Source organism: Streptomyces sp. KL2 (assembly GCF_046529545.1).
Classification (GTDB): Bacteria; Actinomycetota; Actinomycetes; order Streptomycetales; family Streptomycetaceae; genus Streptomyces; species Streptomyces radiopugnans.
In genome coordinates this window covers 2,758,263-2,779,204 of sequence record NZ_CP127170.1, presented here as the reverse complement: position 1 = coordinate 2,779,204, position 20,942 = coordinate 2,758,263, and the positions used below count along the sequence as shown (strand labels likewise).

16 protein-coding genes and 1 riboswitch are annotated in these 20,942 nt (G+C 73.2%); of the genes, 8 read left to right on the top strand and 8 right to left on the bottom strand.

The genetic code is table 11. The features are described 5' to 3' along the window. Nucleotides 1–9: 9 nt before the first annotated feature. Both QPK52_RS12580 and QPK52_RS12575 read left to right on the top strand, forming a co-directional pair. On the top strand, nucleotides 10–327 hold the full coding sequence (locus QPK52_RS12580; RefSeq protein WP_093851904.1) for a cupin domain-containing protein: 318 nt from the start codon (nucleotides 10–12) through the stop codon (nucleotides 325–327). A gap of 164 nt (nucleotides 328–491) precedes the next feature. Beyond that, on the top strand, nucleotides 492–707 hold the full coding sequence (locus tag QPK52_RS12575) for a DUF5326 family protein (RefSeq protein ID WP_410537562.1): 216 nt from the start codon (nucleotides 492–494) through the stop codon (nucleotides 705–707). 46 nt (nucleotides 708–753) lie between these two features. Here the strand turns inward: QPK52_RS12575 and QPK52_RS12570 are convergent, their stop codons facing one another. After that, nucleotides 754–2,208, bottom strand: coding sequence for a YibE/F family protein (locus QPK52_RS12570; RefSeq protein WP_410537560.1), 1,455 nt, complete (start codon nucleotides 2,206–2,208; stop codon nucleotides 754–756). A gap of 136 nt (nucleotides 2,209–2,344) precedes the next feature. Further along, a riboswitch (TPP riboswitch) is annotated at nucleotides 2,345–2,480 on the top strand. On the opposite strand from QPK52_RS12570, the gene thiC reads away from it, so the two are divergent. Beyond that, entirely contained in the window at nucleotides 2,474–4,255 is a 1,782-nt protein-coding gene (gene thiC / locus QPK52_RS12565; RefSeq protein ID WP_410537559.1) for a phosphomethylpyrimidine synthase ThiC, read from the top strand. Its footprint overlaps the riboswitch before it by 7 nt. Before the next feature lie 139 nt (nucleotides 4,256–4,394). Here the strand turns inward: thiC and QPK52_RS12560 are convergent, their stop codons facing one another. The 3 genes from QPK52_RS12560 to QPK52_RS12550 all read right to left on the bottom strand — a co-directional run bounded on the left by QPK52_RS12560 (nucleotide 4,395) and on the right by QPK52_RS12550 (nucleotide 7,509). Beyond that, the gene (locus tag QPK52_RS12560) at nucleotides 4,395–4,898 is read right to left on the bottom strand and encodes a tetratricopeptide repeat protein (RefSeq protein ID WP_410537558.1); all 504 of its coding nucleotides are present in this window, start codon (nucleotides 4,896–4,898) and stop codon (nucleotides 4,395–4,397) included. Nucleotides 4,899–5,128: 230 nt separating this feature from the next. Continuing rightward, nucleotides 5,129–6,079: a hypothetical protein gene (locus tag QPK52_RS12555; RefSeq protein WP_410537557.1), complete on the bottom strand. Its 951-nt coding sequence runs from the start codon at nucleotides 6,077–6,079 to the stop codon at nucleotides 5,129–5,131. Nucleotides 6,080–6,336: 257 nt separating this feature from the next. Continuing rightward, nucleotides 6,337–7,509 (bottom strand): S8 family peptidase, encoded by a 1,173-nt coding sequence (locus tag QPK52_RS12550; RefSeq protein ID WP_410537556.1) that lies wholly within the window; start codon nucleotides 7,507–7,509, stop codon nucleotides 6,337–6,339. 241 nt (nucleotides 7,510–7,750) lie between these two features. Here QPK52_RS12550 and QPK52_RS12545 point away from each other — a divergent pair, with 241 nt between their 5' ends. Beyond that, nucleotides 7,751–8,752: a LuxR C-terminal-related transcriptional regulator gene (locus QPK52_RS12545; protein ID WP_410537555.1), complete on the top strand. Its 1,002-nt coding sequence runs from the start codon at nucleotides 7,751–7,753 to the stop codon at nucleotides 8,750–8,752. Between the two features lie 4 nt (nucleotides 8,753–8,756). Here QPK52_RS12545 and QPK52_RS12540 read toward each other — a convergent pair whose 3' ends face one another. From QPK52_RS12540 to QPK52_RS12525, 4 genes are all read right to left on the bottom strand, one after another. Next, nucleotides 8,757–9,512, bottom strand: coding sequence for a Mut7-C RNAse domain-containing protein (locus QPK52_RS12540; protein WP_410540311.1), 756 nt, complete (start codon nucleotides 9,510–9,512; stop codon nucleotides 8,757–8,759). Between the two features lie 169 nt (nucleotides 9,513–9,681). Next, the gene (locus tag QPK52_RS12535) at nucleotides 9,682–10,596 is read right to left on the bottom strand and encodes a hypothetical protein (protein ID WP_410537554.1); all 915 of its coding nucleotides are present in this window, start codon (nucleotides 10,594–10,596) and stop codon (nucleotides 9,682–9,684) included. Between the two features lie 198 nt (nucleotides 10,597–10,794). After that, nucleotides 10,795–11,757 carry a metallophosphoesterase gene (locus QPK52_RS12530; RefSeq protein ID WP_410537553.1) on the bottom strand — a complete coding sequence of 321 codons (963 nt, stop codon included), beginning with the start codon at nucleotides 11,755–11,757 and terminating at the stop codon, nucleotides 10,795–10,797. Between the two features lie 317 nt (nucleotides 11,758–12,074). Next, complete coding sequence (locus QPK52_RS12525; protein ID WP_410537552.1) at nucleotides 12,075–13,193, bottom strand: LacI family DNA-binding transcriptional regulator; 1,119 nt, start codon at nucleotides 13,191–13,193, stop codon at nucleotides 12,075–12,077. A gap of 374 nt (nucleotides 13,194–13,567) precedes the next feature. Here QPK52_RS12525 and hisC point away from each other — a divergent pair, with 374 nt between their 5' ends. The 4 genes from hisC (at nucleotide 13,568) to cydD (ending at nucleotide 20,935) form a co-directional block, all read left to right on the top strand. After that, nucleotides 13,568–14,650: a histidinol-phosphate transaminase gene (gene hisC / locus QPK52_RS12520; RefSeq protein WP_410537551.1), complete on the top strand. Its 1,083-nt coding sequence runs from the start codon at nucleotides 13,568–13,570 to the stop codon at nucleotides 14,648–14,650. A gap of 171 nt (nucleotides 14,651–14,821) precedes the next feature. Beyond that, complete coding sequence (locus QPK52_RS12515; protein WP_410537550.1) at nucleotides 14,822–16,333, top strand: cytochrome ubiquinol oxidase subunit I; 1,512 nt, start codon at nucleotides 14,822–14,824, stop codon at nucleotides 16,331–16,333. Between the two features lie 19 nt (nucleotides 16,334–16,352). Continuing rightward, the gene (gene cydB, locus QPK52_RS12510; RefSeq protein ID WP_410537548.1) at nucleotides 16,353–17,402 is read left to right on the top strand and encodes a cytochrome d ubiquinol oxidase subunit II; all 1,050 of its coding nucleotides are present in this window, start codon (nucleotides 16,353–16,355) and stop codon (nucleotides 17,400–17,402) included. After that, entirely contained in the window at nucleotides 17,399–20,935 is a 3,537-nt protein-coding gene (gene cydD / locus QPK52_RS12505; RefSeq protein ID WP_410537547.1) for a thiol reductant ABC exporter subunit CydD, read from the top strand. Before cydB ends, cydD begins: the two co-directional genes overlap by 4 nt. Nucleotides 20,936–20,942: the final 7 nt, after the last annotated feature.

The window sequence follows — 20,942 nt, the reverse complement described above, 5'->3', positions numbered from 1 at the left end:
AGAGGTCTCATGAAGGCGTTCCGGCTGGAGGAGCTGGAGGCGGAGCGGGCCGCCAACGACGGCGCGTACCTGCAGTTCCTGCGCGAGAGGAACATGTCCGTCGGACTGTACGCCCTGGACCGGGGCGCGCTCGACCCGCAGCAGCCGCACCGGCAGGACGAGGTGTACTTCGTCGCCAGCGGCCGGGCGCTGATCACCGTCGGGGACGAGACCACCCCGGTCGCGCGCGGCAGCGTGGTCTACGTGCCGGCAGGGGTGCCGCACAGGTTCCACCACATCACCGAGGACCTGCGGGTCCTGGTGGTCTTCTCTCCCCCCGAGGGCTGACGGCACGGACCCGTCCTCCTTAGGGGGCCGGTCAGGGAAGGACCCGGGCCCGCGGCGTCCCGGCGAGGAGTCCGCCCGCCTAGCATCGGAGCCGGAAGCACCGGACGCAACCGGCGCGCCGGGCATGCCCGGCGGCCGGAGACTTCAGGAAGCGGGTAACGCTCATGGATCTCAAGGAGACCTTCGCGGCGCTGCCGTGGTGGGTGAAGTGGGTCGCGATCCCGCTCATCGCGCTCTTCGTCTTCGGCGGTCTGATCTTCGCCGTCGTCGGCTTCGTCGTGAAGCTGCTCTTCAAGCTCCTGCTGTTCGTGGCGCTGGTCGGCGCGCTGGTCTACTTGGTGCGGAAGTTCACCTCCTCGGGCTCCTCCTCGGGAGGCTGACGGGATCCGGGGCGCCGTGCCCCGGCAAGGGCGCCGCGGGCGCGGCTCAGCGCCGCGCCCGCCGCCTGCCGCCCCGGCCCCGGGCACGCCCCTGCCCGCCGGCGGTCCCCCCGCCGGAGGCCCCTTCGCGGCCGGACGGCCCCCGGCGGTCGGCGACCGCCACCAGCGCCGCCAGCGCCGTGGTCACCGGGACCGAGGCGACCAGGCCGATCGAGCCGATCAGCGTCCGCACGATCTCCTCCGCCACCAGCTCGCTGGTGGCCACCTGGCCCATTCCGCTCTCCGCTATCGAGAACAGCAGCAGCAGCGGCAGCGCGGCCCCCGCGTACGCCAGCACCAGCGTGTTCACCACCGACGCGATGTGGTCGCGCCCGATGCGCATCGCCGCGCCGTAGAGCCTTCGCCAGCCGGCCGACGGGTCGGCCTGCCGCAGCTCCCACACCGCCGAGGTCTGCGTCACCGTCACGTCGTCCAGCACGCCCAGCGAACCGATCAGCACACCGGCCAGCAGCAGCCCGCGGATCTCGATGTCCGGATACAGCCCGTGCACCAGCCCGGTCTGGTCGTCGGTGTTGCCCGTCAGCGCGGCCCATCCGATGAACGCCGAGCCCAGCAGCCCGATCAGCAGCAGCGACACCAGGGTGCCCAGGACGGCGACGGAGGTACGGGCGTTGACGCCGTGGCACAGGTACAGCGTGGCCAGCATGATCGCGCTGCCGCCCACCACCGCCACCAGCAGCGGATTGGAGCCCTGGAGGATCGCGGGCAGGATGAACAGCGTCAGCACCCCGAAGCTGGCCACCAGTCCGACCAGCGCCAGCAGCCCGCGCAGCCGTCCCACGACCACCACCGCCAGCGCGAAGACGCCCGCCAGGACCACCATGGGCACCCCGCGCGCCACGTCCACCACGCTGTACTGGAACTCGCGCGGGGCGTCGGGCGCGTACGCCACCACCACGTCCTGACCGGGGCTCAGCCGGCGCGTGGCGTCCGGGGTGACGATCTCCGGGAACGTGTGGCCCGCGTCCTTGCCCTCGGCGACCTCGACGGTCGCCCGCAGACAGGTGCCCTTCCCGGAGCCTTCCGGCAGGGCGCCCGAGCCGCCGCTTCCGCCGTCCTGCGCGCCCCCGTCGCCGCCGGCGTTCCCGGCGCCGCCCGGGCCGCCGGGCGGTTGGGCGGCGCCCACCTCCGCGCAGTCGACCTCCTCGACCGCGGTGACCCGTGCGCCGAGCGTCTGCCGGTCGAAGCCGACGCCGCTGGGCGAGTCCTTCCCCTCGGGCGCGCCGCCAGGCCACAGTGCCACCAGCCCGGCGAGCACCGCCACCGCGAACGGGACCAGCACCACCGCGACCACCTTGCGCAGCCGTGCCGAGACGGGGGCGGGCGGCCCGTGGTGGTGGCCGTGCGAGTGTCCGTGCGCGTGCGGCGCCTGCCCGTGGCCGGGTTCGTGGCCGGTCCCGTGGCCGGGCGACGGGCGCTGTGACGGCGGGGTGGGCGGCACCGGTGGCACCGGTGGGGGGACCGGCGAGCGGGACGGCGGGGGAAACGGGGAGGAGGAGTCCACGGCCCGATCATCGCAGGCGCGGCAGGGGGCGCCCTGGCGCACGCCCGGTGTCAGCCGTTAGCGTGGGGGCGCTTTTGCACACCGCGGGAGCTCCGAGCACGGGGCTGAGAGGACGCTGACCTCCGTGGACACCGCCACGGAAACGGCTGCGTCGACCGCCGAACCTGTTACCGGGTAATGCCGGCGTAGGGAGTTGGGTCTCATGACCTCGCAGGACGCACGTACGCCCGAAACCGCCTCCGGGAGCGCCGAGGAGCGCGCGACCGGCTGGCACAAGGGCTATCTGAGCGGTTCGCGCCCCGACATCAGGGTGCCCGTCCGCAGAGTGCACCTCACCAACGGCCGCGACGTGACGCTGTACGACACGTCCGGCCCGTACACCGATCCGAACATCGACACCGACGTCCGCCGCGGTCTGGCACCGCTGCGGGAGAACTGGATCATCGCCAGAGGGGACACCGAGGAGTACCCGGGCCGCGAGGTGCGGCCCGAGGACGACGGCGTCAGGCACACCTCGCCGCGCGGTGGGCTGCGCAACCTGGACGCCGTCTTCCCCGGCCGCCCCCGCCTGCCGCGCCGGGGCCGCGGCGGCACCACCGCCGTCACGCAGCTCGCGTACGCCAAGCGGGGCGAGATCACCCCCGAGATGGAGTTCGTGGCGCTGCGGGAGGGCTGCTCGCCGGAGCACGTGCGCGACGAGATCGCCGCGGGCCGCGCCGTCCTGCCGGCGAACGTCAACCACCCGGAGACCGAGCCGATGATCATCGGCAAGAACTTCCTGGTGAAGGTGAACGCCAACATCGGCAACTCCGCCGTCACCTCCTCCATCGAGGAGGAGGTGGAGAAGATGACGTGGGCCACCCGCTGGGGCGCCGACACCGTCATGGACCTCTCCACCGGCCGCAACATCCACACCACCCGCGAGTGGGTGCTGCGCAACTCCCCCGTCCCCATCGGCACCGTCCCCCTCTACCAGGCGCTGGAGAAGGTCGACGGCAAGGCCGAGGAACTGACCTGGGAGATCTACAAGGACACCGTCATCGAACAGTGCGAGCAGGGCGTGGACTACATGACCGTCCACGCCGGCGTCCTGCTGCGCTACGTCCCGCTGACCGCCCGGCGCAAGACGGGCATCGTCTCGCGCGGCGGCTCGATCATGGCGGCCTGGTGCCTGGCCCACCACAAGGAGAGCTTCCTCTACACCCACTTCGAGGAGCTCTGCGAGATCCTGCGCGCCTACGACGTCACCTTCTCCCTGGGTGACGGACTGCGCCCGGGCTCCATCGCGGACGCCAACGACGAGGCGCAGTTCGCCGAACTGCGCACGCTGGGCGAGCTGAACCGCATCGCCAAGTCCCACGACGTGCAGACGATGATCGAGGGCCCCGGGCACGTCCCGATGCACAAGATCAAGGAGAACGTCGACCTCCAGCAGGAGATCTGCGACGAGGCGCCCTTCTACACCCTCGGCCCGCTCACCACCGACATCGCCCCGGCGTACGACCACATCACCTCCGGCATCGGTGCGGCGATGATCGCCTGGTGGGGCACGGCGATGCTCTGCTACGTCACGCCCAAGGAGCACCTGGGCCTGCCGGACCGCGACGACGTGAAGACGGGCGTCATCACCTACAAGATCGCCGCCCACGCCGCCGACCTGGCCAAGGGCCACCCCGGCGCCCAGGAGTGGGACGACGCACTGTCCGACGCCCGCTTCGAGTTCCGCTGGGAGGACCAGTTCAACCTGGCCCTCGACCCGGACACGGCCCGCGCCTTCCACGACGAGACGCTGCCGGCGGAGCCGGCGAAGACGGCGCACTTCTGCTCGATGTGCGGGCCGAAGTTCTGCTCGATGAAGATCTCCCAGGACATCCGCCGCGAGCACGGCGGCGACCTCGCCCTGGATCCGGAGGAGGGCATGAGGCGGAAGTCCGAGGAGTTCGCAGCGAGCGGCAATCGCGTCTATCTGCCGCTGACGGACTGACCGCAGAAGCCGGAAGAAAGAGGGCGGGTTCCGAACGCGTCGAGGTCCGGGACCCGCCCCATGCCCGCAGCCGGGCCGCGCACCTGGCCTCGGTCTTTCCCGGGGGCCCGCCTGGTACGGCAGCTGTGTCGGAGCCGGTTCAGGTGCGCTCCCCGGCGGTGAGGGCGCGGGCGTAGTGCGTCAGTGAGCGGCGGTACTCCGGCAGGTGGGGGACGAGGGCGGTGAGGGCGAGGGCCGCCGCCTCCCGTTCCCGCCCGGCGTCGACGAGCGCCAGGGACAGGAACGCGGTGACCGCGTCGTCCAACTCGTCGGAGTGCGTCTCCCGTTCGGCCGTCAGCAGTGTGATGCTCTCCTCCACCCGCCCCAGATTGCGCAGGGTGCTGGCCAGCTGGATCACCGCCCGTCGGCGTCGTCCACCGGGCGGGTCGGCCGCGAGGGACCGGCGGTAGAGGGCGGCGGCCTCCTCCTCACGGTCGAGTGCGTCGTGGGCGGAGGCCAGTTCGTAAAGGGCGACGGCGTCGCCGGGCGGGAGTTCGGCGGCCAGCGTCTCGATCCGCCGCAGGAAATCGTCGGGTTCGTGGTCGTCGAAGGAGGCCCACAGCTTCTCGAGCCGCCGCTCCCACCGTGCTTCCGGTGCCGTCATCGCCTCAGCATCCCAGAGCGCGCCCGCCGCGTACGGCCCGGCAGGCGGTGAGCGCTCCGGGTCCGCGCCGGGCACTGCCCCCAGGGGTGTCAGAAGCGCCGGCCGGGGCCGTACTTCATCTCGCCTCGTGTCCCGCCGGTTCCCACGGGTCCCGTCGGTCCCCGCCGCCGGGGGCGTCTGTGGAGGTGTGACGCCGGCCGCCGACGGAACTCGTCGGCGGCCGGGGGATCTCACCCGTTCGGGGAGCGGTCGGCCCGCCGGGCGAGCTTGTCGGTGACGTCCTCGGTCTTCCCGGCCGGGGGCGGGGAGACCTCGACCTCGGTGCCGAAGTCGCTGAACTCGATGACGGTGCGGACTGTCGCGTCCCGGGTCTCGCGGGACGGCGGCTGGGACTGGGCCCGGGAGTTCGACCGTGCCGCCTCGCCGTCGAGGGAGATCTCGAACTGCTGGCGGCGGATGCGGTCCTGGTCGTCGAGCCACAGGTGCATCGGCAGGGAGTCGCCGAGCTGCTGCCGCAGGCGCTCGGACTCGGCCGTGTTCTCACCCGCGAGTTCCTCCACGTCGACGTTCACGCGGTAGCGGGTGGTCGCCACGCCGCCGACCTCCTCGGTGCCGACACGGGTGGCGTCGTCGTCCAGGGCCCTGGTGTAGTCGAGTCCCCTGATCGGGTCGTTGATCCGCACACCGCCCACGGTGCCGTCGCTTCCGGCGAGTTCCCGCAGGTCGACGCTGACCCACGGCTTGTCCACCCCGAGCTGCTCCCGCGCCTGGTCCGGCAGCCGCTGGTAGAGGGTCTCGTCCACCACCCGCTGCTCGATCCGCTCACCGCCGCCCGCCTCGAAGGTCAGGTCGCTCGTGCCGTCGGCCAGGTCCACGGTGCCGTCACCGGTGAGGGTCTGCTGCTGCCCGCCCATGGCGGCACGCACCTTCAGCGTCATCTTCGCGGTCTCGGCCGCGACCGTCTTCTCGTGCGCGGTCCGTACGACCTCGGCGGCCGCTTCGTCGCCCTCCGCGCCGTCCCCGCCGCCTCCGGTCGCGCTCTCCTCCCCGGCCTCGGAGCCGGCACCGGCCCTCGGCCCGGAATCCTGCTCACCGCCGCAGCCGCCGATCAGCGTCGTGCCGGCCAGCAGTCCGGCCGCCGCCACCACACCCGTCCTGGTCCTGCGTGACACGCGCGCCATCGCGTCTCCTCCGGTTCCCTGAGAAGGCATCGTCGTCCGATGCGCTACGCGTTTCCCCGGACAGTCCCGGCAATCGTTCCGAACCGATCGATTCAGGCCAATCGCCCTGTGGAGGAGTGGAGTCGGCGCGACCGTGCGGGGAGGGCCGGACGGATGTCCGGGCCCTCCCCGCCCCCGGAGTGCTGCCGCCGCGGACCGCCCGGCACCGGGGGCGGCCCGCGGCCGCTCCGGCCGGCTCGCGCCGGCCGGAGGGTGTGTCAGAGAGTGTTCTTGAACAGCAGGCGGTTGGGCGTGCCGCTGACGTTGCCGCTGATCACGTTGGCGGTGGCGTTGCTGGTCAGCCAGTTGCTGACGGTCGAGGACGAGGCGTCGCCGTAGGCGGACTTGTACAGCGCGGCCACCCCGGCGGCGTGCGGGGACGCCATCGACGTACCGTTCAGCGCGGTGCTGCCGCCGCCCATGCGGGTGGAGGTGACGGAGACGCCGGGGGCGTACAGGTCGGTGCAGGAGCCCCAGTTGCTGAAGGACGCCTTGCGGTCGGAGCTGTCCGAGGCGGCCACGGTGAGGACGCCGGAGGCACTGGCCGGGGAGACGTTGCAGGCGTTCTGGTTCTCGTTGCCGGCGGCGACGGACAGGTGGACGCCGGAGTTGGCCAGGTTGGTGGCGGCCGTGTTCACCGCGGACGAGTAGCCGCCGCCCAGGGAGGCGTTGGCCACGGCGGGCTTGACGGCGTTCTGCCGGACCCAGTCGAAACCGGCGATGATGCCCGAGTACGAGCCGCTGCCCTGGCAGTTGAGCACCCGGACGCCGCGCAGCGCCACGCCCTTGGCGACGCCGTACGTCGCGCCGCCGACGGTGCCGGCGACATGGGTGCCGTGGCCCTGGCAGTCCTGGCCGTTGCCGCCGAAGGCGTCGAAGACGTTGCGCGCCCGGCCGCCGAAGTCGGGGTGCGAGGTGTCGATGCCGGTGTCGATGATGTACGCCGTCACCCCGGCGCCGTTGCGGTTGTACGTGTAGGCGCCGTCCAGCGGGCGGTTGCGCTGGTCGATCCGGTCCAGGCCCCAGGGCGGGCTGTACTGGGTGGCGCTGGCGGTGATCTTCTGGTCCTCCTCGATCGCCGCGACGGAGGGGTGGCGCTGGAGCGCCTTGAGCTGGCCGTCCGTCAGCTTCGCGGCGAACCCGTTGAGCGCCTCGGAGTAGACGTGCCGGGTCTTGATGCCCCTGTCGCCGGCGAGCTTCGAAGCCTTGGCGCCGGGCTTCAGGGTGACGATGTAGTTCCCCTCGACGACCAGCGCGTCCGGGGCCTGTGCGACCTTGACCAGCGGTGCCTCGGCACGCGCGGAGTCGGCGGCGGGGGCCGCGGAGGCGACGGCGGGTATCAGCGCGGTGGGGATGGCGAGCAGCAGCGCGCCCAGGTGCGTTCGTCTCATGGGGGTGCACACCTTCCGGTGGTCGGCCGGCGCGTCGGGTGTACGCCGGCACGTTGAGGGGGGACACCGCGTGACGCGGCGGCGGCCTCCGGTTCCCGGTGCCGCGGCGTCACGTTAAGCCCGGTGATCCGGTGCGGGGACCGGGTCGGAACCGGCGTGGCCGGACCCGGCCAGCTCCGGGCGCGGCTTCCGTGCCGGCCGCACTATGGAGAAGGTCCGGGTCACGGGCTACTTTTTTGGCATGTCCGCTGACAGCGACGACGCGGTCGAGATCGGGACCGAGGCCAGGCAGGCCTACACGCAACTGGTCGGAACGCTCAGGAGCACCCGCGCGGCACGAGTCCCGCAGCCGGGGGAGATGCCCGAGGAGGTCAGGCGCTGGCTCGCCGAGCGCAGGCTCCTCGACCCCGAGGGCCAGGGGGTCAGCTCACCGGAGAGGGCCCTGCGGGAGCTGTTCGGCGAGCAGCGCGCCTGGCTGCGGTCGGCCGCCGAGACCCTGGACCGCAACCTCCGTGCCGTCGACGACATCCTCGACCTGCTCCCGGAGTTCCGGGGGCCGGGACACGAGAGCGTCGAGGTGGAGTTCATCGAGGACCGCGACCGGCTCCGCAAGCGGCTGGACGAGTTCGAGCCGGTGGGGCGCCGGGAGGTGCTGTGCATGCGGACCGCCTTCCCCGGCCCCGAGGTGCTGGAGGCCAGTCTCGTCCACGACCGCCGCATCCTGGCCCGGGGAACCGAGATCAGGATGCTGGCCACCGTCGGCGCGACGCGCGGGCCGGGGGCCGCCGCCTACCTCGATGCCCTGCGGGAGGCCGGCGCCCGGGTCCGCGTCGCCGCCGCCCTGCCCCTCTACCTCCACGTGGTGGACCGCACGGTCACGCTGATGCCCGCCGGTGACGACCCCCTGGGCGGCGACGGCGACGTGCTGCTGCGCAGTTCGCGGGTCGCGCTGTGCTTCGCGCAGGTCTTCGAACACGAGTGGGACGTGGCGCGCCCCTACCCCGACGGCGCGGGCCGGGTCCGGCGCGCCGACGGCTCCCACCCGGCCGACGAGTACACCGAGCAGGAGCGGGAGATCCTCGCCCTGCTCGCGACCGGCACCAAGGACGAGAGCATCGCCCGGCGGCTCGGCTGCTCCGAGCGGACGCTGCGGCGGATGATGACCCGGATCACCGAGAAGCTGGGGGTGGGGAGCCGGTTCGCGGCGGGGGTGCGCGCCGCGCGCCTGGGGCTGATCGACTGAGCGCCTACGGCGTGCCGGCCTCCCGCTCGCCCGCCGTCCCGGCGGCCTCCGCCACCAGCGCCTCCAGCCGGTCCCCGTGGGCCCCGCGCCAGTAGACGCGCCCGCAGTCGCGGCAGCGGGCGAAGGTGTCGTAGGTGCGGCGGGTGCCGGGGCGGAGCAGGTGCTCGACCTCGGTCTTGGGCACGTCGGCGAGGAGCCCGTTGCACGCCGTGCACCGCGTCCACGGCGCCAGCGGCAGGTCGAAACGGTCCAGGACGTCGGCGAGCTGGTCGTCCGGGCGCGAGCCGCGCACATAGGCGCCCATCCACAGCTGCCGCCGCATCAGCAGCCCGCGGTCCTGGGTGAGCAGGACGCGCCGCTCGGCGTTGGCCTGCTCGACCAGGGCGGGGTCGTCCATGTCGTTGTGGTAGGCGGTGTCGGCGCCGGTCACCAGGCGCAGCCGCCGGGCCAGCGTGCCCAGGTGGACGTCCAGCAGGAAGCGCGGGGGCCCGTCCGGGACCCGTTGCGGGCGTACGACGGACTCGATCCGGACCGTCCGGTCCGCCTCGGGGCGGTACGAGGGCTCCACCCGCCGCTCCCCGCCGCTGTTCCCGGCGGCGTCCTCCAGGACGAGCGCGCCCACCTCGGTCAGCGGGATGCCCGCGGACTGCACGACGTGGACGAGCGAGGAGGTGCCGTCGTGGGGCACGGGGAGGAGTTCGGCGCCGCGGTGGCGCGAGGGCAGGAAGATCCGCAGTTCGGGGGAGACGCGGAGGAGCAGTCCGCGGGGCGGCGGAGAGCCGCCGGGAGTCTGTGGTCGGTCCGTCACCCTCCCCAGGATGCCAGCGGGAACCCGCCGGTCCCACCGCTTTACGGGCCCGGCCGCCTTACGGGTGCCGGGGTCCGGAGGCGGCCCGGTCGACGGCCCGGTCGACGGCCCGGTCGGCGGCTCAGTCGGCGGCCCGGTCCGGGGCCCGGTCGAGGGGGTGCTCGGGGCCGCCGAAGTCGGGGCTGCTGAAGTCCGGGCTGGTGAAGCGGGGCCCGGCGTCCGTGTCGCGGGGCACTTTCGAGGCCGGGCTGGAGAAGCCCGGATGGCTGTAGCCCAGCCTGGGGTGGCGGCTTTCCCGCGGCGCCTTCCCCGCCCCCGGGATCCCGGATGTCTCCAGCGCGCCCGCGGACCCAGTGGCCTCCGCGGTCTCCTCGGTCTCCGCGGCGGATCCGGCCAGCGCCTCGCCGAGGAAGGGCCGCACCCCGCGCTCCAGCAGTGCCGTGCGCCAGACCGTGCGCGCCCGCGCCACCTCGTCGGCGAGTGCGCTCTGCCCGCTGGGCCCGCCCGCCCGGATCGCGCCGGCGCCGTGGCGCACCGCGGTGACCAGCAGCCCGACGCACGCGGCCAGCAGCGAGGCGGCGGTCAGGGCGGCGAAGGCCCAGCCCGCGGTACGCATCGGCGCGGCGATGGACGGTTCGGGGTCCATCACCCGCAGCAGATGGCCGACCAGGAGGAAGATCAGTGCCGCGGACCCGGCCAGTACGGGCGCCAGGACGGAGAGCGTGGCGAACAGTCCGGCACCGCTCGAAACGGGATCGGAACCAGATCCTCCGGGCACGCCCGCGGCCCCCTGCGAGGAGGGCGCGTGGCCGGGGCGGCGCAGCTCGTCGCGGAGCGACACGAAGTGCTCGTACTCCGCCGCCGCGCAGGCGGCGATCGCCGCGGCGGCGCCGATCGCCATGGTGCGCAGCTGCTCGGTGGTCAGCCGTCTTCCGGCGGCCGGTTCGGGGCGGTCGCGTACGGCGCGCAGTGCCTCGTCGAGGACCCGTTCGAACTCGGGGCGGTCCTCAAGACGCAGGTGCGGAGCGGTGTTCATGTGCATCCCCCGGTGCTCCGTAAGGCCCGCGGGGCCGGAAACGGAGGAGAGCTCGCTTGAGACAGGGACCCGATGGTAGAGCGGTTCGTTCCGGTGGTGACAGGGTGTTTCCGGAAAATACGCGCCTCTACCGGGCGGTGTTCACCCTCCGGGCGGCATGAGGGGGGCGGATCAAGCGGACACCGGGGGAGACACCGCTCAGGCGGGGAGGGGGAGCCGGGACACCAGTAGCTTTCCGGCCATGGTCACTCCGCCGTCCATGGCGACCGCGAGCGAGTCGGCGTAGACGTGCGGTCCGTGCACCTGGGGCGCGCCGTCCTCGCCGTCCTCGGAGCCGACCTCGCCCAGCAGGTAGGGGATCGGGCTGTGGCCGTGGACGATGCGCCGCCCGCCGTAGGTGGCCAGCAGTTCGCGTGCCGCCGCGGCGCCGGCCTCGTCGCGGAAGGCGAAGCGCTTGGTGAACTTGCGGAACAGGTCCCAGGTCTCGTCGGCGTCGTGGTGGGTGAGGGATTCGGTGACGGCGTCGTTGACGTCGGTGATGGTGGCGCCGTACTCCAGGTAGGCGGTGGTGTCGGAGTGCACCAGCAGGTGGTCGTCGGCCAGGGCCATGGCGTCCAGCCGGGACATCCACTGGACGTGGTGCTCCTGGAGCCGCTCCATGTCGGAGCGCTGCCCGCCGTTGAGCAGCCAGGCCGCCTGGAAGGAGGCGGTGCCCGCGCCGGAGCCGACGGGGGTGTCGCCGAAGCGCTTGGCGCCGATCAGCAGCAGCTCGTGGTTGCCCATCAGCGCCTTGCAGTAGCCGCCGGCGGCGGCGGCCTCGGCGGAGAGCTGCATCACCAGGTCGATGACGCCGATGCCGTCCGGGCCGCGGTCGGTGAAGTCGCCCAGGAACCACAGCCGGGCGTTGCCCGCGATCCAGTGGTCCTCGGTGTCGATGAGCCCCTGGTTCAGCAGGGCCGTGCGCAGCTCGTCCAGATAGCCGTGGACGTCGCCGACGACGTACAGCGGGCCCTGCTCGCCGCCGCCGGCGGCGGGCGAGGGCGTGTCGACCAGTGTGGGGGTGGGGACCGTGGAGGCCGCGCCGATGACGGGCAGGTCGCGCTGGGTGGGGGTGTACCCCTCCGGGCGCGGTTCGGCGGCGCCCGGAGCCCCGGAACCCATCGCACCCGGACCCGTCGCACCCGAACTCACCGGGCCGGAACTCACCACGCCCGAACCCGTCACGCCCGCGCCGTGCCACATGTCGGATCCCCGACCGGCCCCCTGAGTCATCGGCCCCTCCACCATCGCGCGCGCCTGCACCTGCCGGACCTCTCTCCGCCTCCCGCGGGTCGCCCCGTGTCGAGAGCCGGTCCCGGTGTCGTGGGCCCATCATAGGAACGCAGGTCGCGCCTTGTGACGCACCCGGGGGACGGCAATTCGGGCCGGGGCCGGACGGGAGCCGGAGAGCGGTCGGTTCGCCCCGGAATGAACGGGCCCTAGGACCGGCCGCGGTCTTCGGAGGAGCGGGGGGCGCTCACCGTCGTCCGCGCCCGGCGGCGCTGCGAGGACGTGCGGACGATCAGGTCGGTGGGCATGATCCGCTGGACGGGGCGGCCGCCGCCGGTGCCCTCGATGGCGTCGATCAGCAGCTGGACGACGGTGGTGCCGATGCGCCCGGGTTTCAGCGACAGGGTGGTGATGGGCGGCTCGGTGCCGGCGTAGACGGCGGACTCGCTGCAGCACACCAGCAGCAGGTCGTCGGGGACGCGCAGCCCGTACCGGCGGGCGGCGGCGAGCAGGTCGGTGCCGTTGGGGTCGAAGAGCCCGTACACGGCGTCGGGGCGGTCGGGCCGGGCCAGCAGTCTGTCGGCGGCGACGGCGCCCGCGCAGGGGTCGTGGGCCGGGTAGGCCTCGTACACCGGGTCCTGCCCGGCGCGCTCGCACCAGCGCAGGTAGGCCTTGGTGGAAAGCCGGGTGTAGGTGTCGGTGCTGGTGCCGGTGAGCAGGCCGATGCGGCGGGCGCCGGCGGCGGCGAGGTGGTCGAGCAGGCCGGTGACCGCGGCCTCGTGGTCGTTGTCGACCCAGGCGGTGACGGGCAGGTCGCCGCAGGGGCGGCCGTCGGAGACCACGGGGATGCCCTGGCGGACCAGCTCGGTGACGACGGGGTCGCGGTCGGAGGGGTCGATGACGACGGTGCCGTCGAGGGCGACGTTGGACCAGACGTCGTAGGGGCTCTGCCGGGTGCTGCCGGGGAGGATCACCAGGGCGTAGCCGCGGGCCAGGGCCGCGGAGGAGGCGGCGCGGGCCATCTCGGCGAAGTAGGCGAACTCGGTGAAGGTGAAGGGTTCCTCGCCGTAGGTCGTGACCGTCAGTCCGATCAGCCCCGACTTGCCGGTGCGGAGTGTGCGGGCCGCCGCGGAGGGGCGGTAGCCGAGCCGGTCGGCGACCTCGCGGACGTGGCGTCGGGTGGCGTCGGGCAGGCGGCCCTTGCCGTTGAGCGCGTCGGAGACGGTCGTGATCGAGACGCCGGCCGCCGCGGCCACGTCCCGGATGCCCGCCCGCCCCAGCCGACGGCCGTGGGCCCGGCTCACCTGGTGCTTCCCTGCTGCTGTCATGGCGTGCTGATACTAGGGCCGCGCCGCGCCGTTTGCGGGGGTGTACAGGACAACAGGAGAAGAGACGATTCTGCAAGCCGGATCAGTGGTAACGACCATGGAATAGACGGTAGTTGAGCCGCCGGGCCATCTTTTCTGCGGATACTTCACCGCTTGCTCCAGCAGAAGGGGGGAGGTCTCAAAGCTGTCTCAACTCACCTCCACGGGTGATGCGCGCCAGGGCGCGCGCCACCGGCGCACGCTTCTGCGAATGCGCCCTTCTCACCGGGCCCTACGCCGTTCCGGGGAATCCTTCTAAGGTGTGCAGCATTGGTGGTATGAGCGGCGGCACGGCCGCTCCACGACTGGCCCCGAAGGGTCGAGGAGGACCTGGCATGACGGAGATGGCCCCGAAACTGCGCGCGGTGCTGGAGGGGATCCCCACCTACAGGCCGGGTCGTCCGGCGGCCGCCGGCGGCCCCGCCGCGTACAAGCTGTCCTCCAACGAGAACCCCTACCCGCCGCTGCCCGGGGTCCTGGAGGCCGCCACCACCGCCGCCGGCTCCTTCCACCGCTACCCGGACATGGCCTGCGGCCTCCTGACGTCGGAGCTGTCGCACCGCTTCGGGGTGCCGATGAGCCACATCGCGACCGGCACCGGCTCCGTCGGCGTCGCCCAGCAGCTCCTCCAGGCCACCGCCGGCCCCGGCGACGAGGTGGTCTACGCCTGGCGTTCCTTCGAGGCGTACCCGATCATCACCCAGATCTCCGGCGCGGCCTCCGTCCGGGTGCCGCTGGACGGCGACGAGAGGCACGACCTGGACGCGATGGCCGACGCCGTCACCGAGCGCACGCGCCTGGTCTTCGTCTGCAACCCCAACAACCCCACCGGCACCGCCGTCCGCCGCGCCGGGCTGGAGCGCTTCCTGGACCGCGTCCCCGGCGACGTGCTGGTGGTGCTGGACGAGGCGTACCGCGAGTTCGTCCGCGACGAGGAGATCCCGGACGGCATCGAGCTGTACCGCGACCGCCCGAACGTCTGCGTGCTGCGGACCTTCTCCAAGGCGTACGGCCTGGCCGGGCTGCGGGTCGGCTTCGCCGTCGCCCACGAGCCGGTGGCGGCGGCGCTGCGCAAGACGGCGGTGCCGTTCGGCGTGAGCCAGATCGCGCAGGACGCGGCGGTCGCCTCGCTGCGCAGCGAGGCCGCGCTGCTGGAACGCGTGGACGCCCTGGTCGCCGAGCGGACCCGGGTGGTGCGCGAGCTGACCGCGCAGGGCTGGACGGTTCCCGAGACGCAGGCGAACTTCGTCTGGCTGCGGCTGGGGGAGCGCACGGGCGACTTCGCCGCGGCCTGCGAAGCGGCGGGCGTGATGGTGCGGCCGTTCGCGGGCGAGGGGGTCCGCGTCACGATCGGCGAGACGGAGGCCAACGACCTCTTCCTCAAGGCCGCGCAGGACTTCCGCAAGGACGTGCGGTAAGGACCTCCAGCCCCACCGGCCCGGGACCAAAGACCCCCCGAACGGGACGTTCATTCCCTCCCACCCCCCGGTGGGAGGGAATGAACATAAGTGCGTCATACTTCTTGTGAATGTGAACGCATTCACGAGCGCGTGTGTTACGTCACACCATGTCCACTTTGGGAGAATGCCGTGGACCTAGCTCTGGCCCCGGAGACCCTGGCGCGGTGGCAGTTCGGCATCACCACCGTCTACCACTTCCTCTTCGTCCCCCTGACCATCTCGCTCGCCGCCCTCACCGCCGGCCTCCAGACCGCCTGGGTGCGCACCGGCCGCGAGGTCTACCTCAGGGCGACGAAGTTCTGGGGCAAGCTGTTCCTGATCAACATCGCGATGGGCGTCGTCACCGGCATCGTGCAGGAGTTCCAGTTCGGCATGAACTGGTCCGACTACTCCCGCTTCGTCGGGGACGTCTTCGGAGCGCCCCTCGCCTTCGAGGCGCTGATCGCGTTCTTCTTCGAGTCCACCTTCATCGGCCTGTGGATCTTCGGCTGGGACAAGCTGCCGAAGAGGATCCACCTGGCCACCATCTGGATGGTCTCCATCGGCACGGTCCTGTCCGCGTACTTCATCCTGGCCGCCAACTCCTGGATGCAGCACCCGGTCGGCTACCGCGTCGACCCCGAGTCCGGCCGCGCCGAACTCACCGACTTCCTCGCGGTGCTCACCCAGAACACCGCCGTGGCGCAGTTCTTCCACACCATGACCGCCGCCTTCCTCACCGGCGGCGCCTTCATGGCCGGCATCGCCGCGTACCACCTGATGCGCCGCCGCCACATCCCGGTGATGCGCACCTCGCTGCGCCTGGGCCTGGTGACCATGGTCGCCGCCGGAGCGCTCACCGCCGTCAGCGGCGACCACCTGGGCAAGATCATGTACGAGCAGCAGCCGATGAAGATGGCCGCGGCCGAGGCACTGTGGGAGACCGAGGGGCCCGCGCCGTTCTCCGTCTTCGCCTACGGCGACGTCGACGAGGGCCACAACAAGGTCGCCGTCGAGATCCCCGGTCTGCTCTCCTTCCTCGCCCACAGCGACTTCTCCAGCCCCGTCCCCGGCATCAACGACACCAACGAGGCCCTCCAGGAGAAGTACGGCCCCGGCGACTACAGGCCCAACATCCCCGTCGCCTACTGGGGCTTCCGCTGGATGATCGGCTTCGGCATGGCCTCCACCGCCCTCGGCGCACTCGGCCTGTGGCTCACCCGCCGCCGCCTCCTCCTGGCCGAACACCACCGCACCACCGAGAACGAGGTCCCCAACCTCGCCCTCACCCCCACCCGCCTGCTCGGCCCCGCCCTCAGCCGCCGCTACTGGCAGCTCGCCTTCCTCACCCTCGGCTTCCCGCTCATCGCCAACGCCTGGGGCTGGATCTTCACCGAGATGGGCCGCCAGCCCTGGGTCGTCTACGGCCTGCTGCGCACCTCCTCCGCCGTCTCCCCCGGCGTCTCCCAGCTCGAGGTGCTGATCTCGATGACCGTCTTCACCCTCCTGTACGCGGCCCTCGCCGTGATCGAGGTGAAGCTGCTGGCCAAGTACGTCAAGGCCGGGCCGCCCGAGCTCACCGAGACCGACCTCAACCCGCCCGCCCGGATCGGCGGCCACGACAAGGACGACGCCGACCGCCCCATGGCCTTCTCCTACTAGGTCCAACCGAGGTTTCCCGATGGAACTCCACGACGTCTGGTTCGTCCTGATCGCCGTCCTGTGGATCGGCTACTTCTTCCTGGAGGGCTTCGACTTCGGAGTCGGCGTCCTCACCCGGACACTGGCCCGCGACCGCCGCGAGCGCCGCGTACTGATCAACACCATCGGACCGGTCTGGGACGGCAACGAGGTCTGGCTGCTGACGGCCGGCGGGGCCACCTTCGCCGCCTTCCCCGACTGGTACGCCACCCTCTTCTCCGGCTTCTACCTGCCCCTCCTCCTCATCCTCGTCTGCCTGATCGTGCGGGGCGTGGCCTTCGAGTACCGCGCCAAGCGGCCGGAGGAGGAGTGGCAGACCAACTGGGAGCGGGCCATCTTCTGGACCTCCCTGCTCCCCGCCTTCCTGTGGGGCGTGGCCTTCGCCAACATCGTCCGCGGCGTCGCCATCGACGCGGAGAAGGAGTACACCGGCGGCCTCCTGGACCTGCTGAACCCCTACGCCCTGCTCGGCGGCGCGACCACCCTCGCCCTGTTCACCTTCCACGGCGCCGTCTTCACCGCCCTGAAGACCGTCGGCGACATCCGCGTCCGGGCCCGTGCCCTCGCCGTGCGCGTGGGCCTGTTCACCGCCGCCCTCGCGGTCGCCTTCCTCGGCTGGACCCAGCTCGACCGCGGTGACACCGCCACCCTGGCCGCCCTGGCGGTCGCCGCCCTCGCCCTGCTCGCGGCCGTCCGCGCGATCGCCGCCGGACGCGAGGGCTGGTCCTTCACCCTCTCCGGCGTCACCGTCGTGGCGGCCGTCGCCATGCTCTTCCTCGCGCTCTACCCGAACGTCATGCCCTCCACGCTCGACCCCGCCTGGAGCCTGACGGTCACCAACTCCGCGTCCTCCCCCTACACCCTGACGATCATGACCTGGCTGGCCGCCCTGGCCACTCCGCTCGTGCTGCTCTACCAGGGCTGGACATACTGGGTCTTCCGCAAGCGCATCGGCACCCAGCACATCGCGGACCCGGCCGACACGGCCCCCGACACCCCGAACCCGGAACCGGAAACCACCCGCACATGAAGCCCGTCGACCCCCGCCTGCTCCGGTACGCCCGCACCACCCGCGTCTTCCTCGCGGCCGCCGTGGCGCTGGGCCTGGCCGGAGCGGGCCTGGTCATCGCCCAGGCCATGCTCATCGCCGAGATCGTCGTACGGGCCTTCCAGCACCACACACCCCCCGCCGAACTCACCACCCCGCTCGTCCTCCTCGCCGCCGTCTCCCTGGGCCGCGCCCTGGTCTCCTGGCTCACCGAGCTGGCCGCCCACCGCTCCTCCGCCGCGGTCAAGTCCGAACTGCGCCTGCGCCTGCTCACCCACGCCACCACCCTCGGCCCCGCCCGCCTGGACAAGCCCACCGGCGAACTGGCCAACCTCGCCACCCGCGGCATCGACGCCCTCGACGACTACTTCGCCCGCTACCTCCCCCAGCTCGCGCTGGCCGTCGTCGTCCCCGCCGCCCTGATCGCGCGCATCTTCACCGACGACTGGATCTCGGCGGCGACCATCGCCGTCACCCTCCCCCTGATCCCGGTCTTCATGGTCCTGATCGGCTGGGCGACCCAGGCCCGCACGGACCGCCAGTGGCGCCTGCTGTCCCGCCTGTCCGGCCACTTCCTCGACGTCGTCGCGGGCCTGCCCACCCTCAAGGTCTTCGGCCGGGCCAAGGCCCAGGCGGAGAACATCCGCGCCATCACCGCCGACTACCGCCGCGCGACCCTGCGCACCCTGCGGATCGCGTTCCTCTCCTCCTTCGTCCTCGAACTGCTCTCGACGATCTCCGTCGCCCTCGTCGCGGTCGGCATCGGCATGCGCCTGGTCCACGGCGAACTCGACCTCTACACCGGCCTGGTCGTGCTGATCCTCGCCCCCGAGGCGTACCTCCCCCTGCGCCAGGTCGGCGTCCACTACCACGCCGCGGCCGAGGGCCTGTCCGCGGCGGAGGAGGTCTTCTCCACCCTCGAAACCGAACCCGCCCCCACCGGCACCACCCCCGCCCCCGACGCGCGCACCGCGACCATCGCCCTCGACGGCCTCGCCGTCCGCCACGAGGGCCGCGCCACCGACTCGCTGCCCCCCACCACCCTCACCGTGGCCCCCGGCGAGACCGTCGCCGTCACCGGCCCCTCCGGCGCCGGCAAGACGACACTGCTGACCGCCCTCCTCGGCCTCACCACCCCCACCGCCGGCCGTATCACCGTCGGCGGCCAGGACCTGTCCACCCTCGACCCGGCCACCTGGCACTCCCAGATCGCCTGGGTCCCCCAGCACCCCCACCTCTTCGCCGGGACGATCGCCGACAACGTCCGCCTGACCCGCCCCGGCGCCACCGACGCCGAAGTCCTGCGGGCCCTGGCCGACGCCGGAGCCCCCGACCTCTCCCCGCACACCGCCCTCGGCGAGGCGGGCGCCGGCCTCTCCGCCGGCCAGCGCCGGCGCGTCGCCCTCGCCCGCGCCTTCCTCGCCGACCGCCCGGTCGTCCTCCTCGACGAACCCACCGCCGCCCTCGACGGCGCCACCGAGGCCCAGGTCGTCGACGCGATCGCCCGTCTCGCCCGCGACCGCACGGTCATCCTGATCGTCCACCGCCCCGCGCTGCTCCCCCTCGCCGACCGCGTCGTCCGCCTCACCCCCACCGGCGCAACGGAGGTCACCCCACCCGTCCCCGGCAGCGCGCCGGAGGGGACGGAGCCCCCCGCCCGCCGGGCGGACCACCCCGCACCCGGACCGGCCCCGGCCCCCGCACGCACCGCCCCCACAGCCCCCACCGACGCACCCGCACCCGGGAACGCACCCGCCCCCCACCCCCTCACCCGCGTACGCCGCGTCGCGCGCCCCCTGCGCGGCCGCTTCGCGCTCGCCCTGCTCCTCGGCTCCCTCGCCCTCCTCAGCGCCGTCGGCCTCATGGCCTCCTCCGGCTGGCTGATCTCCCGCGCCTCCCAGCAGCCGCCCGTGCTGTACCTGATGGTCGCCGTCACCGCGACCCGCGCCTTCGGCATCGGCCGCGCCGTCTTCCGCTACGCCGAGCGACTCGTCTCCCACGACGCCGTCTTCCGCGTCCTGGCCGACCTGCGCGTCACCGTCTACCGCCGGCTGGAGCGCCTCGCCCCCGCCGGACTGCGCCACACCCGGCGCGGCGACCTGCTCGCCCGGCTCGTCGCCGACGTCGACACCCTCCAGGACTACTTCCTGCGCTGGCTGCTCCCCGCCGCGGTCGCCGCCGCCGTCTCCCTCTCGGCCACCGTCTTCACCGCGTGGCTCCTGCCCGAGGCGGGGGCGGCCCTCGCCGTCGGCCTCCTGACCGCCGGCGTCGCCGTCCCCGCGCTCGCCGCCGCCGTCTCCCGCCGCACCGAGCGCCGCCTCGCGCCCGCCCGCGGCGAGCTGACCGTCCGCACCGTCGACCTGCTCACCGGCACCGCCGAGCTGACCGTCGCCGGAGCGCTGCCCCGCCGTATCCGGGCCGTACGCGACGCCGACGCCGCGCTGACCCGCCTGGCCGCCCGCAGCTCCGCCGTCACCGCGCTCGGCGGCGGGCTGTCCGCGCTCGCCGCCGGGCTCACCGTCACCGCGGCCGCCTGGTCCGGCGCCGCGGCCGTCCACGGGGGGCGGCTGGACGGCCTTCTCATGGCGGTGGTCGTGCTCACCCCGCTGGCCGCCTTCGAGGCGGTCTCCGGGATGCCGCTCGCCGCCCAGCACCGGCAGCGCACCCGCCGCTCCGCCGAACGCGTCCACGAGGTGATCGACGCGCCCGCCCCCGTACGCGAGCCGGAGGACCCCGCCCCGGCGCCCGCCGACCCGTTCCCCCTGGTCCTCACCGCCCTCACCGCCCGCCACCCGGGCCAGGACCACCCGGCCCTGCGGGAGGTGGACCTGACCCTGACCCCCGGCCGGCGCGTCGCGGTCGTCGGCCCCTCCGGCTCGGGCAAGACCACCCTGGCCCACGTCCTGCTGCGCTTCCTCGACCCCGAGTCCGGCGGCTACACCCTCGGCGCGGACGCCGCCGACGCCCTCACCCTCGACCCCGACGACGTACGCCGCCTCGTCGGCCTGTGCGCCCAGGACGCGCACATCTTCGACAGCTCCCTGCGCGAGAACCTCCGCCTGGCCAGGCCGCCGGCCACCGACGGCGACCTCCACGCCGCCCTGGCCGCCGCCCGTCTCGACGACTGGGTCGGCGAGCTGCCCGACGGCCTGGACACCCTCGTCGGCGAGTTCGGCGCGCGGCTCTCCGGCGGCCAGCGCCAGCGTCTGGCACTGGCCCGCGCGCTGCTCGCCGACTTCCCCGTCCTCGTGCTGGACGAGCCCGCCGAGCACCTGGACCTGGCCACCGCGGACGCCCTGACCGCCGATCTGCTGGCCGCCACCGAGGGCCGCACCACCGTGCTGATCACCCACCGGCTGGCCGGGCTGGAGGCGGTGGACGAGGTGGTCGTCCTCGACGGCGGCCGCGCCGTCCAGCGCGGCCCGTACGGGGAACTGGCCGCGGCGGACGGCCCCTTCCGGCGGATGCTGGAGCGGGAGCGGGCCACCGGGGAACCGGTCGCGGCCCCGGGCTGACGACGGG

Excerpts from the sequence above, each read along its gene's own strand:
- QPK52_RS12525 (WP_410537552.1), bottom strand. The coding sequence starts at position 13,193 with ATGACAGCAGCAGGGAAGCACCAGGTGAGCCGGGCCCACGGCCGTCGG.
- QPK52_RS12530 (WP_410537553.1), bottom strand. The coding sequence starts at position 11,757 with ATGGGTTCCGGGGCTCCGGGCGCCGCCGAACCGCGCCCGGAGGGGTAC.
- QPK52_RS12580 (WP_093851904.1), top strand. The coding sequence starts at position 10 with ATGAAGGCGTTCCGGCTGGAGGAGCTGGAGGCGGAGCGGGCCGCCAAC.
- cydB (WP_410537548.1), top strand. The coding sequence starts at position 16,353 with ATGGAACTCCACGACGTCTGGTTCGTCCTGATCGCCGTCCTGTGGATC.
- QPK52_RS12575 (WP_410537562.1), top strand. The coding sequence starts at position 492 with ATGGATCTCAAGGAGACCTTCGCGGCGCTGCCGTGGTGGGTGAAGTGG.
- cydD (WP_410537547.1), top strand. The coding sequence starts at position 17,399 with ATGAAGCCCGTCGACCCCCGCCTGCTCCGGTACGCCCGCACCACCCGC.
- QPK52_RS12535 (WP_410537554.1), bottom strand. The coding sequence starts at position 10,596 with ATGAACACCGCTCCGCACCTGCGTCTTGAGGACCGCCCCGAGTTCGAA.
- QPK52_RS12545 (WP_410537555.1), top strand. The coding sequence starts at position 7,751 with ATGTCCGCTGACAGCGACGACGCGGTCGAGATCGGGACCGAGGCCAGG.
- QPK52_RS12550 (WP_410537556.1), bottom strand. The coding sequence starts at position 7,509 with ATGAGACGAACGCACCTGGGCGCGCTGCTGCTCGCCATCCCCACCGCG.
- QPK52_RS12560 (WP_410537558.1), bottom strand. The coding sequence starts at position 4,898 with ATGACGGCACCGGAAGCACGGTGGGAGCGGCGGCTCGAGAAGCTGTGG.
- QPK52_RS12555 (WP_410537557.1), bottom strand. The coding sequence starts at position 6,079 with ATGGCGCGCGTGTCACGCAGGACCAGGACGGGTGTGGTGGCGGCGGCC.
- thiC (WP_410537559.1), top strand. The coding sequence starts at position 2,474 with ATGACCTCGCAGGACGCACGTACGCCCGAAACCGCCTCCGGGAGCGCC.
- hisC (WP_410537551.1), top strand. The coding sequence starts at position 13,568 with ATGACGGAGATGGCCCCGAAACTGCGCGCGGTGCTGGAGGGGATCCCC.